Annotated in this window: 10 protein-coding genes and 1 tRNA gene; 3 read left to right on the top strand and 8 right to left on the bottom strand. The window is 63.8% G+C overall.

Annotated features, from left to right (window positions below; translation table 11 throughout):
* Positions 1-401 precede the first annotated feature (401 nt).
* Together HUA78_RS00155 and HUA78_RS00150 are read left to right on the top strand one after the other, a co-directional pair.
* Positions 402-2,330 carry an amidohydrolase gene (locus tag HUA78_RS00155; RefSeq protein ID WP_254623510.1) on the top strand — a complete coding sequence of 643 codons (1,929 nt, stop codon included), beginning with the start codon at positions 402-404 and terminating at the stop codon, positions 2,328-2,330.
* 160 nt (positions 2,331-2,490) lie between these two features.
* Positions 2,491-2,576: transfer RNA gene (locus tag HUA78_RS00150), tRNA-Leu, on the top strand.
* Between the two features lie 16 nt (positions 2,577-2,592).
* Here HUA78_RS00150 and HUA78_RS00145 read toward each other — a convergent pair.
* The 6 genes from HUA78_RS00145 to HUA78_RS00120 all read right to left on the bottom strand — a co-directional run bounded on the left by HUA78_RS00145 (position 2,593) and on the right by HUA78_RS00120 (position 8,454).
* The gene (locus HUA78_RS00145; RefSeq protein ID WP_174475417.1) at positions 2,593-3,813 is read right to left on the bottom strand and encodes a site-specific integrase; all 1,221 of its coding nucleotides are present in this window, start codon (positions 3,811-3,813) and stop codon (positions 2,593-2,595) included.
* Positions 3,810-4,037, bottom strand: coding sequence for a helix-turn-helix domain-containing protein (locus HUA78_RS00140; protein WP_174463043.1), 228 nt, complete (start codon positions 4,035-4,037; stop codon positions 3,810-3,812). Before HUA78_RS00140 ends, HUA78_RS00145 begins: the two co-directional genes overlap by 4 nt.
* 2 nt (positions 4,038-4,039) lie before the next feature.
* A complete protein-coding gene (locus tag HUA78_RS00135) occupies positions 4,040-4,621 on the bottom strand; it encodes a hypothetical protein (protein ID WP_174475416.1) in 582 nt (193 codons plus the stop codon).
* Positions 4,622-4,655: 34 nt separating this feature from the next.
* On the bottom strand, positions 4,656-6,668 hold the full coding sequence (locus HUA78_RS00130) for a DNA polymerase (RefSeq protein WP_174475415.1): 2,013 nt from the start codon (positions 6,666-6,668) through the stop codon (positions 4,656-4,658).
* A gap of 78 nt (positions 6,669-6,746) precedes the next feature.
* Positions 6,747-7,277 carry a hypothetical protein gene (locus HUA78_RS00125; RefSeq protein ID WP_174475414.1) on the bottom strand — a complete coding sequence of 177 codons (531 nt, stop codon included), beginning with the start codon at positions 7,275-7,277 and terminating at the stop codon, positions 6,747-6,749.
* Positions 7,278-7,398: 121 nt separating this feature from the next.
* Entirely contained in the window at positions 7,399-8,454 is a 1,056-nt protein-coding gene (locus HUA78_RS00120; protein WP_217442311.1) for an RES family NAD+ phosphorylase, read from the bottom strand.
* Between the two features lie 989 nt (positions 8,455-9,443).
* Here HUA78_RS00120 and HUA78_RS00115 point away from each other — a divergent pair.
* Entirely contained in the window at positions 9,444-10,556 is a 1,113-nt protein-coding gene (locus tag HUA78_RS00115; protein ID WP_174475412.1) for a Fic family protein, read from the top strand.
* Here the strand turns inward: HUA78_RS00115 and HUA78_RS00110 are convergent.
* Together HUA78_RS00110 and HUA78_RS00105 are read right to left on the bottom strand one after the other, a co-directional pair.
* On the bottom strand, positions 10,534-12,372 hold the full coding sequence (locus HUA78_RS00110) for a DEAD/DEAH box helicase family protein (protein ID WP_174475411.1): 1,839 nt from the start codon (positions 12,370-12,372) through the stop codon (positions 10,534-10,536). The two genes, HUA78_RS00115 and HUA78_RS00110, sit on opposite strands and share 23 nt — an antisense overlap.
* A gap of 11 nt (positions 12,373-12,383) precedes the next feature.
* Entirely contained in the window at positions 12,384-13,799 is a 1,416-nt protein-coding gene (locus HUA78_RS00105; RefSeq protein WP_371745504.1) for a PD-(D/E)XK nuclease family protein, read from the bottom strand.
* Between the last annotated feature and the right edge of the window lie 80 nt (positions 13,800-13,879).

The raw sequence follows: 13,879 nt of genomic DNA, 5'->3' as shown, positions 1-13,879 counted from the left end.
GAGAGCGAGGCGGCGCGCGTGAGTTGTGAGGAGGACGTGGCGTGTGCGGGGAGGGCAGGAGTGTCCGAGCGCTCACAGGTGGGATGCGGGGTCCATCGGGAGTGCGGGCCGGGGAGCGGTGGATGGCCGCGGCGCCGCCCGCCCCTGTCCGACCTGCCGGGTCGACGTGCCTTGACGTGTCAGGCGCTGGCTTTGACACGTCAAAACATCTGGCTGACGCGTCAGCTTTCGGGAGGCAGTGATTGCGCTGGGGTTTCGTGTGGATGGGATGGATTTCGATAGGTCTCGATGTGAGCCATTGGTATAGGCCGTGTTCCCTCGAAAGGAGCCGCATGAATCGATACCTGCGTCGAGAGTTGCTCGTTGACTCTCATGTCCTTGCACGTGCCGTGGTGTCCGCCATGGCGCTCGCCCTCCTGGCTTCCTGCGCGACGAAGGGAGGCGGCGGCACTGGCGGTGCTGGCATTACCGTCTTCGTCGGGAAGATTGTCACCCTGGATGCGCAGGGGACGGTCGCCGAGGCGGTCTCCGTGGATGGGCTCGGACGCATCTTGAAGGTGGGGACGGAAGAGGCGGTGACGGACGGGCTCGGCTCCGGGGTGGAGTGGGTCCGCCTGCAGCCGGAGCAGGTGCTGATGCCGGGGTTCATCGATCCGCACATGCACCTGTTGCCGACGCTGGCCCAGAACCTCCTGGGGACCCACAACCTGGCGCCCTGCCTGCCTCCGCCGTACAGGCTGGACACGCCGAAGGACTGCTCCACACATGCGGATCTGCTGAGCGCGCTCCAGTCGATGCAGGTGAAGTCCGCCGGCGCGAACGCGGGCAAGGAGTTCGTCCTGGGCATGAACCTGGACCCGTCGCGGCAGCAGTTCGTTCGGGGCAAGTGCTGCGTGAGCGGCGAAGTGCCCTTCATGAATCAGCCGAAGCTCTACCTCGATGCGTGTGTGAGCAAGGACCGTCCGGTCCTCATCCTGGACCAGTCGGGGCACCTGGCGTACGTGAACGAGAAGGCCTTCGAGGTCGTCTGCAAGGGGGCACGGAAGTGCAAGCCCCCTGAGTCCGTCACGGCCAACGGTGGACGGTGGGTGGAGGACGACAATGGGAACTACACGGGGTTGCTCCAGGAGTCCGCGGCCTTCGCGCCCTTCATGGCGGCGATGGAGAAGGGGCTGGGGCTGGCGCACTCGAATCCGCGCCAGCTCGTCGAGGAGTACGAGAAGGACATCGCGCGAGGGATTCAGGACCTGCGCCGGGCCGGGCTGACGACCATCGCGGATGGAGGACTGGCGAGCGCGTCACAGGTCCAGGCCGTGAAGTTCCTCGCGGAGCAGAAGGACTTCCCGCTGCGTGTCACGGCCCTGGTGACTCACGATGCGGCGACGCAGGGGAACATCCAGGCGACGGGGCCTTCTTGCGACCCGAGCAGGGACTCACAGTGCAAGCTGCCGAAGTGGCTGGGCGCTGGGGGCATCAAGCTCTGGGTGGATGGCTCGACGCAGGGCTGCACGGCGCTGCTGGGGCCTCCCTATGTGTACCTGGCGGATGGGGGCCACTGCTCGGACGCGAAGGAGGGGGAGGCCGACTTCGCGAACGTGCAGGCCATCGTCGACGTCTTGAGCCCGCTCTGGGCGACGAAGTCCTGGCGGTTCCAGCTGCATGCGAATGGCAACCTGGCCAATCAGTGGGCCCTCGATGCGTTCGCGCAGCTCCAGCAGCAGCAGGTGAGCCCGCATCGGGTGCTGCTCATCCACAACACGGTGGGGCAGGAGCAGCTCTCCAAGAACATCGGCGATATGCGCAAGGGAGCCTACGTGGCTGCCGATGGGAAGCCGGTGCCGAGCCTGGACGTCCGCGTGACGCACCTCATCGGACATGTGGCGTATTGGGGTGCTGCGTTCAAGGGCATGCTGGGCGAGGAGGGGGCGCGCAACCTCGACCCGATGGCGTTTGATCGCCGGTATGGAATCCCGTTCTCGATCCACAGTGACTCGATGGTGACGCCGGCTCGCCCGCTCTGGTTCGTGGAGCAGGCTGTCACTCGGCGCACGTGGGCCTATCCTGACTTCACGGAGACCTTCGTGCTCGGGCCCGAGCATGCGGTGACGGTCGAAGAGGCGCTGCGCGCGGTGACCGTGGAGCCGGCCCGGCAGCATGAGATCGACCAGTGGGTGGGCAGCATCGAGCCGGGCAAGGTGGCGGACTTCGTCGTGCTGGGGGCCAATCCACTGGACTACGACAAGGCCCGAGGCGGAGACCCCACGCAGATCAGCCGGATTCCGGTGATTCAGACGTACCTGAATGGCAGGGCGACGGTGGGAGGGAACTGACCCTGCTTCCGTGGTGCTCCTCCCGGGTTGCAGGGAGGAGTGGCTGCACTGGGAATGATCTGCTTCACCTTGCTGGGGAATTTGGGTAGCAAGGGGTTCAGGGCGCCTGCACCGGGATGCAAAGCGGGGTGGGGCGAGGTAAGGTGCCGGAACTCCTGGCGCACGAGTGGCGGAACTGGCAGACGCAGCGGACTTAAAATCCGCTGGCCCGAAAGGGCCGTCCGGGTTCGATTCCCGGCTCGTGCACTTCTTTGCTCAGTCTTTACAGGTGGTTATCAAGGGCAACCGCCTGTGTCGCACGTATGTCGCACGCCAGTGCAATGGGCCGGTCCAGGACGTTGACCGCGTCTCTCCTGGCATCGGGGCTCAGGTGGGCGTAGCGCATCGTCATTTCGATGGTCGCGTGCCCCATCAACTCCTGAATCACTTTCAGCGGGACACCTCTCATTGCGAGGTGGCTGCCGTAAGTGTGGCGCAGGTCGTGCCAACCGATTTGGCCCACTGCCCGGGTGATGCCTGCTGCCCGAAGTGCACGAAGAAGCGGTGCCGACATCTTGCCTTTGGTGAGCGGTTGTCCGTCCTCTTGGCAGAAAACGAATCGACCCCGAAGGTGTCGGTGGGCCTTGAGTGCATCCACCACGGACGCAGGCAGCTCGACCGACCGCTCGCGACCGCCCTTCGGCAAGCCTTCCACCCCTCGCCAGATGCTTCGGCGGACGTGGAGCATGCTGCGCGGCAAGTCCAAGTCGTTCCACTGGAGCCCAATAAGCTCTCCCTGCCGAAGCCCTGCCTTGATCGCGACGAACAGCACGGCGCGCCATTCCGGCTCAGCAACGGCGAGAAGATGTTCGGCTTCCTCAAACGACAGGAAGTCGAAAGGAGGCTTCGGTAGCTTCCTGAAGAGCTTCACGCGCGTCGCCTGCCGGATTGCTCCTTGCTCTTCCGCGAGTGCCAGCAGCGTTTGAAGCACGGCCAGAACATTGTTGATGGTCTTCAAGCTCAGGGGCTTGGGCGCTCTGTTCAGCCGCTTCTGGATAGCTCGCTTTGACGAGGACTCCTTCAGCTTGTGAGCCGCCGACTTCTTCTTGCGCATGAGCGCCTTGAAGTCCTCAGTCTCCGCTGAACCAATGCGCTCAAGAGCCATCTTCCCGAAGAATGGGAGGATATGGTCTCTAAGAATTTGTCGCTTGCTGTCGACGCTTGAGTGTTTGTTGTTGTTCTCACTGTAGGTGAGGAAGCGTGGCGTGAATTGCTCGAACGTGAGCGGGCTATCCTCCCCTGGCTTCTCCTTTCCGAAAATCCCGTTGAGTAGGGCGTTGCGCAGGTCGCGTTCGTATGCCTCAGCACCCCGACGGGTCTGAACGGGCGAGAACTTCACGACTCGCTGTTTCTGTCCGTCCGCGTGCTGATACACGAAGTCCACTTGCCACGCCTCCTCTGACTTCCCTTCCTTCGTCGTCCACTTCCGCAATCTGACGCTCATCGTCTACTCCCAAGCGCAGAATCACGGCCCTTACCCGAGGGCCACGTTACCAGGGCATCCCGCCGAATACGGAGTGCTTTTCCGATGCGTACGACTCCCGGCACCTGACCGAGCCGGATGGCCTCGTAGAGCGTCTTCCGGTTTACGCGCAGCAAAGCGGCGGCCTCGTCCACGGTGAGAAACGTAGGTGTGTCCTCCGAGCTGTTGGAGATGGGCTCGGACATGGCTACCTCGGGTAGACGCGGCGGGGAGCGAGGCGACCGAGGGTGTGAAGCCCGATGCCGATGGCGTCCCAGACGTTGTGATGGAGGGTGGCGGCGCTGGGCAGCTCGACGCACAGGTGCTCGGCGGCGTCGAGTCGCTGTTTGATGCGCTCGATGAACGCGTCCGCGTCGACGGTGCCCTTCCAGTCGCGCGGGTAGACGCTGCGACGGCTGGCGACGTTCGGCAGGAAGCCACCGAGCATGCCGACGACGCCCGCTAGCTGGATGAGGTCGTTCTGGTCGCCCTTCTGGTGCGCGGCGGCGTAGACGCGGGGCACCTCGAGGATGAGCTGGAAAGGCTCGTCGCCCACGCGGGAACGGAGCCACTCACGGACCGCGAAGGCCATGGACGCCCACGATGCCAGCGACAGCTCTCCGCCCTGGTGCTCGGGGTTCTTAGGCAAGCCGGCGGCCAGGAGGGTGGCGCGCTCGTGAAGCGGCGCATCGAACACGGCGACACCGCAATGACGGAGGCCGGGGTCGATGGAAACGAGCTTCGCGGCGCGGTGCTCGGGCGGACTTTCGGAAGGAGGTGTTGTGCTCACTCCTTCTTGAATGGGGACACTTTCCGCGACTGGTTCACGCGGCCTTCTTCGCGTCCGGCTCCCACACCAGTAGACGCCCCGTGCTGTCCCTAACCGTGGCCGCGTCCTTCGAGAGCACGCGCGAGAGGGCGGGTTCGGCTTCGATGGCACCCGCGAGGTCGGGCGTCACCTCGCGCATGGCCTGTCGCATGAGTTCCGCCATACGCTCGGCGGCATCATGGAGCCGGTTGGGGCAGTCCGCGCGCAGCTCGGCCACCAGCTCGTCATGCACCATGAGGACGAGGCGTGAGCCCCAGAGAGGAGAGCGACGGTCCGCGTACATCTCCCGGGACACGCGCCAGGTCGCCAGCTTCGCGCCCACGGCACCGAGTCCCTGGAAGGGCGTATTGAGCCACTGGGTATAGCCGCAGCTTCCCCGGAGGATGTTGGCGCCCGGAATCATGACGTCCACGAGCTGGTCGTTGCGCGTGAGAGCGCTGGCGCGGCCGAAGAGGACGCGCTGCTCGGGCCACGCATCGAGCCACCTTTCGCCGTAGCGGCGCGACACCTCGACGCACGCGGCGCAGACCATCTTCACCTTGCCTTGGACGCGCACCGGGACGCGCTCCACGCCGCATGTGTCCGCCACCTTCGCCAGCAGGCAGAACCGGACGCCGTCCTTGGCGCGCGCGTGGTACGCCATGCCGCCGGCCCCGAGGCCCCCTCCCTTGCCGAAGTTGAAAATCTTGGCGAGGGAGCGGAATGCCGTGGCCGTTGCCTCCTTGGCCTTCACGCGCGGCAGGAGGGCCTCGTAGCTCTCGCCCAGGAAGGTAGCCGCCGCCGAGGTGTGGACGTCCTCCTTGGCCAGCAGCGCCTCGGCCATTCGCGAGTAGCCCACGTCCCAGATGGCACGCTGGGCCATGGTGCGCAGCTCCAGGCCGCCGTAGTCCACGGAGCAGAAGACGAAGCCAGGACGGGCCTCGTGGCACTCGCGCACGCCCCCGCGCTGAGGAAGCTGCTGGTAGTCGCTGGAGACGCGCGTCGTGGACACCAGCACGTTGAAGCGCGGGTTGAGGGGCGTAGCGGTGCCGGCCTCCAGCTTGCCCAGGTAGGTGGAGCGGTACTTGTCCACCTTGCCGGCCTTGCCCAACTCCTCCAGTACCGTGTCGCCTGAGTCGAGGAGGGTGTCCCGGTCCGTGGCCACCTGTCCCTCGGGGAAGCGGGAGGATGGCGGGGTGACGGGCGGCGTGCCGTTGTAGGCGGTGGTGACGAGTTGGGCGAGGCGCTTGGAGTCCTTGGTGCCGTTGGGGCGGAAGATGCCGGCGGCCTGGAAGTGAGCGCGGTTGGCCTTCCACTCCTGCTCGACGCGGCGGCGCAGCTCCTCGACGCGTCCGGCATTGGTGCGCAGTCCCCACACGGAGGCGAAGTGGAGGGCGAGGGCGGCGCGGACCTGGTCCCCTTCGGCGTGGAGGTTGCCGCCGTTGGGGATGCCGGACGCGGCGCGCTCTTGGGACAGGTGGACGTCCAGCGTGAAGCGCGCGTCGCGGAGCGGGTACTTCACGGCGCCCTCGGGCCACTGCTCCAGCGGCACGCCGTCCAGCTCTCCGTAGCGCAGGCGCCACGCGTCGGGGGCGTGTTTGTCCGCGCTGATGTCGAGGCCGAGGTGGCGCCGCACCAGAAGGGCCAGCGGATATCGGGCGCCCTCATCGTCCCCCAGCGGGCGGCCCGTCTCCGGGTCCACACCATGGAGTCCGCGGGCTATGTCCAAGAGGGCCTCGCGGATGGCCACGTCATGGAAGCGGCCCGCCTCGGCGGCAGCAAAGACGGCGTCCACAAGTCGCGGGTCATCCGCGCACATGACGCCCAGGTCGTACGGGAGATTGGCGCCCGTCAGTTCGACGTCCGGCGCGCGGAGGGCCTCACGAAACCATGCGCGGGCTTGGGCGGCGGAAAGGAGCTGCTCGCTACCAGCTGCTTTCAGGGCGATGGAGGCGCAGACGAGCGGCGGCGCCAGGAGGCCGGGTTGAATCGGGTACGTCTCGGTGTCGAAGCTGAAGAGGACGGGCACAACACCGAAAGGCCCGTGACGTGGGCCAGCCGTGGCGCCCTTGGGAGAGCGCCAAGAAGTCCAGAGGTGGAGGGGACGTCAGCCGAGGGCGTCAGCGAGCGGCGGCAGCTTCGCGGCGGCGCGCTTGGCCTCGATGGCGACCAGCTCCGCGTCCGTGGGGCTCACGTTGCTCCAGCGGTAGCCCTCGATGACCTTGCCGGGCCTGCCGTCCTTCTCCGGGAGCGTCTTGGGGAAGACGTCGCAGTCCACGAGGAGGAAGGCGCCGGCCTGCTTCGCCTCAGTGAACTTGGCGATGAAGTCCGGAGAGACTTCGTGCTCCTCGGCACCGGCCAGGGCCATGAGGAAAGCCTTGAAGCGCCCGCCGCCGTTCTTCTTCGCGTCGGAGAGGTTCTCCACGTAGCTGGTGACGAGGCCGGGCCGCGTGGGCTCGGTGTTGGGCTGGGTCCGCTCCGACGTCACCACCTTCACTTCAGCGATGGCGGACAGGCCCTTGAAGCCGTCCTTGGTGCGGATGGACTGCACTTCCAGGCGGTAGCGGCCGGCCTTGAGGTACTGCGCGCCGAGGGCGGCCTGGGCAGTGGCGATTCGTGCGAGTGCTGCGTTGCTCATATCCCGTGATCCCAGTCAGGTGGCGGGACGTCAAAAGGACGTCCTAATCTTCCTTTATGGGGACGCTTTCCGGGAGTGGCCCAACCAATATGCCGAACGGGGATTTCGGGATGCGAATGATTCAGTCGAACTCCACGTCATGCTCCGTTGGCGTCAAGATAGTGTCGACGTTGTCGAGGCTGTACGAGAGGCTTTTTACGAATAGCACCTTGCCAAGAGCGGGGAGTTCATCAAAATGGCTGGGATTGAATATGCAGATATTTACGCCTTTGCCCACTGAGCTTCGGAATCTAATCCCATCGAAGCCCTGGCGTCGTGCGAGATCGGCGATTAACTGGGTTGTAATGTATTGACTGCGCTCTTCGGGGGTGATGGGCATGCTCATGGATTTGTCGATTGAGTATGCGAGATGGAAGAGGCGTAGGTCTTCTTCGCTATGGACGTACTTGGAAATGTCGATATGCCCGAAGTCGGCAACTCGTAGTCTTTTGTTAGCCTTGAATCCTGCGATTGAGATGTGATGCCCCGGATGAGGCCTTACTTCCACTGCCGCAGTGGTTTCGTCAGACGAGAGATAGAAAAATGAGACGCCTGCTCGATTGACTCGTCCCGCCGTGGCAACTGGTGGAGGTGGCGCGGCAATTTGTGCGCCCTGAAGAGGGCGTCGTCTGATTTTGGCGGCCCAGCCCATGCCCTCAAGGCTTTGATACGATTTCGATATTCCAATTCGCGCCCGGTATAGTATTGTGCCTTTGGCGACATATCCCTTGATGTCGGGCCCTAACCTCTTGATGAGTTTGTTTAATGTGGGTTCGACCGCAAAATGGTTCTCTTTTTTGAGGACTAATATTATTCCTGCCAGCATCGTAGATTGGTGGGTTGTGAGTGCGATTTTTGGGGCGGCGCGCACTCCATCATAATAACCTCCGAAAATTGAGATACCTTTGCCTGGATTTGGATAGGTGTCGGTGGAGAGGAGCTCGTCCATGAATGTTTCAGCGTTATCTCTCTCTGCTGAATCTGGTTTGCCCGTCTGGGTGTTTATGATGGGGTTCTCCTCTAGGAGAAGCTCAGTGATGCTGTCGCCTCCCCAATGGGGATTGTATTCCCACTCTGAGTAGTGGAGGCGGATTAGTCCGCGAATCGTCATTGCAAGCTTTCGGGTGTGCCTCCGCATGGATGCCACTGTGGTGGTTTGTCCGCAGGTGTCGCATCGAAGTCCTAGCTGTCCATGGGATTCTATGAAGCGCTTAAGGCGTGGGTGCTTGGCGCAATTGAGGCATATCGAGCCGAGTTTGAACTTCGAGGCTAAGGAAGTCGGCTTGAGGCTGGTGGGTCGTTTGGGCATTGTTTAGAGTTGAGAGAGTGTTGGGCCGCGATAGTGCTGCGCGGTTATGCTAGGATGAGTGAGGGGGTGGTGCAACGAGAAGCTTTTGTTGCTGTCCTTCGGTCTCTTGGATGAACCTTGCTCGCTCTTGTGCCGTGATGAACGCAGCGGCGTAGTCCTGAGTGTGGAGGCACACGTCCAGTTCGACGCATGATGCCTGTTGGCCAGGGCGGTGCGTGCGTGCGAGTAGCTGCTCCCACGTTGCCCCGTCCGAGGGCGGCATCACCACGAGGTTTCGGGAGAATTGTTGGAGGTTCTTCCCCGTGGCGTGGGCCTTGATGCTCGCCACGATGGATCGTCTTCCCGTCTCTCGGAGGATGGCCTCGGACGCCGCCTTGCCCTCCGCAGGGCGTCCACACGTCGCTTTGGCGATGCGGTCGCCCAGCTCTGGGTACTCGACACAGACGATTCCAACGTGGGCGCGGGCCTGTTCTGCCGCGTCCTTGAGAAAGTACGACACCCAGGCGCACTGAAGTTCGGGCTACCCTACTTCCAGCTTCACGGGTGCAGGTAGCGACCGGCCTTAATGCGCGCCGAGAGCGGCGTGGGCGGTGGCGATTCTTGCGAGTACTGCGTTGCTCATGTCCCGTGTTGCCAGTCAGGTGGCGGGACGCCGAAAGGACGTCCTCACCTCCCTTTATGAGGACGCTTTCCGGGAGTGGCTCGTCTGCCGGTCGATTCAGCCAACAGGAAATAGTAGATGAAATTTGGTCTACCTCCCATGGGATACCTATGATCTTGTGGAAACTGTTGGTTGACCTGCTGAATCGGGGGTTTGCATGGGACAGGAGAAGTCAAAGGTCTGGTATAAAAACTACGATGCTCTTAATGACGAGGTGGATAAACTCAGGACGATGTTCAAAGAACGCTGTTCTGCGCTCGGAAGGAACCCTGATCAGGTTCTGTCGGATTATAATCGCGACGCGGTTGCGAGGATTGTGTTCGAAAGCAACTGGCAGGAAGGTATCTATCTGGAGCAAGGCCGAACGGCAGTGCTTGCCGTTGAGGCGTTTGACAAGATCGACCATTCGACTGGACCCCACTTGGATATGGATTCCATGTTGAGGAATCATCGAGTGGCGGTGGCTGGGGTGAGGAGGGCTGGAGTCTCGCCAGAGGAGTTGGCCGCATACAATCTATCTGTGATGCATTATCACATGGGCTTGGTGCGCGAAGAGATTGGGACATGGCTACTGGCGTTGTTGTTTAAATTCTTCCAAGAACTTCGCGATGGCTGGAGGGGGAAGTCTGGCCCGAGTCCCTCTCGGGAGGTGATTGATGAGTTGAATGCAATGGCGGCGGAGGCGCTTCGGAGTAGGGATAGGATTGAGGCACCGATGACAGGTGGCGTTGAGGAACTTGGTGAGTATTTGCGTGTATTGATGAAGGACAAGGTTGGTGTTCTCGGTAGACCTATGAAGATTGAGCATATTCATTTCCTTCATCGAACTTTGATGATGGGAGTGCTTCCGTTAAGAAAGTGTGGTGTCTTCAGGCGGGTTCCTGTTCATGTGGGGAATCCGGAGATTGTCTTTCCTCCGTCGTCTATGGTTCCCGACTTGATGGCTGAGTTTTGTGGGGAGTTCCCAAGGTTGGCTGAGGTGTTGGCTTCGTATGATTCCATGCTGATGGCTGCGAGATTTTCGCACAGGTTTACGAAGGTTCATCCGTATGAGGATGGGAATGGAAGAATTTCCCGGGCTGTGATGAATCTAATTCTGTCGGTAAGGCATCCGATTGTATATTTGAAGGCCGATGCAAAGGGGCGTCATCGATATAGCCAGTCGCTGCGCAGGGCCGATAGGGGCAATATTGAGCCTCTCGCTTCATTGATTGCCATGGCAGTTAGGGATGCGTACTTGAAAATACTCAGGTCTTTGAGTGGGGCGTGAAGCGTGTTGGAGAGAGTAGTAGTTTTTGAGGCTGTCCGTCCGTCTGTTTGATGAACCGTGCTCGTTCTTGTGCAGTCGCGAATGCCTCAACATAGTCCTGCGTGTGGAGGCACACCTCTACCTCGACGCATGGCTCCAACTGGCCGGGCCGGTGAGTACGTGCGAGTAGCTGCTCCCAGGTGGCTCCGTCCGAGGGCGGTGTCACCACGAGGTTTCGGGAAAACTGTTGAAGGTTCTTCCCCGTGGCGTGTGCCTTGATACTCGCCACCACGGAGCGCTTTCCCGTCTCACGGAGGATGGCCTCGGACGCTGCCTTCCCCCCGCCATAGAATGGGACGCCCGCTGCCTTGGCGATGCGCTCGCCCAGCTCCGGGTACTCAACCCAGACGATTCCCACCTGCGAACGCGCCCATTCGGCCGCGTCCTTCACGAGAAAGTCCGACACCCAAATGGCCTGGGGCTCGGGCTGTACGGAGGCATGAATCTCCGCCCACTCCGACCACGTCCCCGCGTGCCAGACGGGCTTGTCGCCCTCATAGGGCGGCGTCATGTGCGCGCGGATGGCGGCCTTGGTGAGCAGCCCCGGTGAGTCCAGGTGCTCGCGGCGCTCGCCCTTGAGTTCCTCCCAGACTTCCTTGTTCCACGCCTTGCGCCGCGCGAACCACTTCTCAATCAGCTCCGGCGGCTCGCCCCTCGGGTAGCGCCAGCGGTGGAAGAAGCCGGCGGACAGCTGGTGAGCGCAGGCCACGGACTGGAGCTGCTCCTGGAACTGCTCCCCGTCCGGACGCTCTCCCGCGTGCGCTAGCTCGATGAAGGCGAGGAGTTGCGCGGGCACGGGCCCAGGGTAGCGCGGGCGGATGATGAGCGGCTTGTCCAGGGCGCTCTCTTCCGTGGCCACCACGCCGCGCGTCGCGTTGCGGCGGCGCTGGAAGCCCTCGCGCACGTGCTCTCCCGGCTCGCAAAGCCGCTCCAGTGCGCCCGGATGCGCCACCACTTTGCCTGGGTCCAGGGCCGTTCCCCACTCCTCGACGACGCGGTGTGCGAGAGGCAAGGGTGAGCCCTCACCGAGCGCCAGGCGCGACAGGTGCGCGTAGTCCTTGATGCTCTTGGACGCGAAGGTGCCAGACAGCGCCACGAGACGCGTCCGTGGGTGCTCCTCGAAGTAGCGGAGGAATCGGCCCGTGCGCGTGGACTTCGGGTCCTTGAGGTTGTGCGCCTCATTGAGAATGACGAGGTCCGGGCGGATGCGCTCCAGGAGGCTCGTCGCTTCCTGGCTGGAGAGCTTGTTGTACGAAACGACGTGGAGCACCGGCAGACCCACGCGGAACCACCTACCGCCCGCGAGGTTGGGCAGCCTCCAGTGCGCGCCGTAGTAGCTCCACTCGTCGTGGAACTGAGGCAGCAAGTTGGAGGGGATGAAGAGGACGGCCACCCGGCAGCCCGGCATCACCATGGGCATGAGGAAGGTTGTCAGCTCCTTACCGTGGCCCGTGCCGATGGGCGCGAGGAGCCCGCCGACGCGCGGTGCCTCCAGCAGTGCTTGCGCCTGCACTCGTCGCAGTCGCGTAGGGCAGGGGCGCGGCGGGGACATGCTCGCGCAGCTACACGGGCCGGGTGGCGCGCGTAGCTGGGTCTCCATCGCCTCGATGTCCGACGCTGTGTACGCGGTGGCGAGGCTGCGCCGAGGCAGGGCGAGAATGCGGCCGAGGTCCGCCGAGTAGCCTACGGGAGAGCGCCCGTAGACCGGAGCGCGCTCCTCGGGCGGCGTGGGGCTGGAGGGCGTGGGCGTGACGCCCAGTCGTTCAAGTAGCCGCATCTCGAGCCCCTTCAGCGAGCGCCGCGCACGAAGTCACCAGGGCCGCACAAGGGCTCCAGGGCCTCGACGGCGAGTTGCAGCAGCTCCGAGTGGGCAAGGCCGAGGGCGGCGTAGGCGCCCGGCGCGGGCGGCGCGTTGCGGATGGCCATGGAGAGAGCGCCCTTCCACCTGCCGAAGCCCAGCGTGCTCTCCGCTCCAGCGAAGCGCAGGTCCGCCACTCCTCCGGCCTCGCTCACCTGGGCGGCCACCTTCGCGACGTACTCGGACAGCGATGCGGCGGGCATGTTGGGCACGCAGTCCACGAAGAGGCACAGGCGTTCTCCCTGGGGGCTCGGCGCGGACGGTGAGCTGTCGGAGGGCGCCTGGTGCTCGACGTGTGGCGTGGTGACCGGGACGTCCAGGACCTTCGGCTTGCGTCCACGGCGCTTCGGCGCGGCGTCTGTGGCCATGGTGGGCGATGCGGGCGGCGCGTCCGGAGGCAGTACGGCGGCCACCTCGGCACCAGGGCAGGACACATGCAGCACCTCGCCCGAACGGAGCTTGCTGGTGTTCTCCGGCGTCAGGGTCTCGCCGCACCTGTCGCACGTCCCGAGCGGCTGGGGGATGACCTGGTGGGGCACGGTGAGCGGGAGCTGCGCGGCAGTGTCGGGGGACTGGGGCTTGGGAATGAAGCGGTTCAACAGGGACATGGTGCGTTCTCCGGAGATGCACTGCGCTTTGAAGGGGCACCCGCCGTACTTCTCGCAGGCGCTGAAGTTGGGCGGCGCGTCAGCGGTGCGCATGGCGCGGGCCACCTCGCGCATGCGGCGCACCATGGGGACGACCTTCTCTGTCCACTCTCGCGTGACGTGCTCGACGCTCACCGAGGCCAGCACACTCGCCGCACGCTTCGCGCCGCGCGTCTGGAAGTAGAGGTGCTCCAGCTCCAGCACGCGGACACCTGGGAAGCGCGCGTCGGAGAGGGCCGCCCAGACGCCGTAGCCCACCATCTGCAAGCCGGCCTCGGTGCTTGCGTCCACCAGTTGCGCGGGCGTCGCCCCGTAGCGCGCCACGTTGGACGAGAACTTGTGGTCCGTGACGCGCAGCACGCCTTCCGCAAGTCGGCGCGGGTTGATGAGGTCGATGTGCCCGATGAACGGGACACCGTCCGCCGACAGGGGCGAAGGCGTGCCGAAGGACTCTTCAACCAGGAGGTCCGCGCCCGGAGCTGGAATGAGATGGCGCCCCGCCCGCGCGACGTCGCCCAGGACGTCCTCGCCCGTGCGGAGGTAGTGCTCCAACTGCGCGTGCCCCTCGACGCCCAGGGCTTGCGCCTTCGTCTCGGGCTCGGGCAGACGCAGCACCTTGGCGAAGTACCAGCGGCGCGTACACAGGTTGAACTGCTTCAACTGAGAGACAGAGAGGAAATTGAGGACGCCCCCGTCCACGGCGCGACGACGGGGGCTCTCGGTCGGTTTGCTGGCACAGGTGCTCACCCCAGTTCAATGGGGGCAGCATTAGCGTGATG

It is taken from the genome of Myxococcus sp. CA033 (assembly GCF_013336625.1).
Classification (GTDB): Bacteria; Myxococcota; Myxococcia; order Myxococcales; family Myxococcaceae; genus Myxococcus; species Myxococcus llanfairpwllgwyngyllgogerychwyrndrobwllllantysiliogogogochensis.
This window is presented reverse-complemented; position numbering and strand designations above follow the sequence as displayed.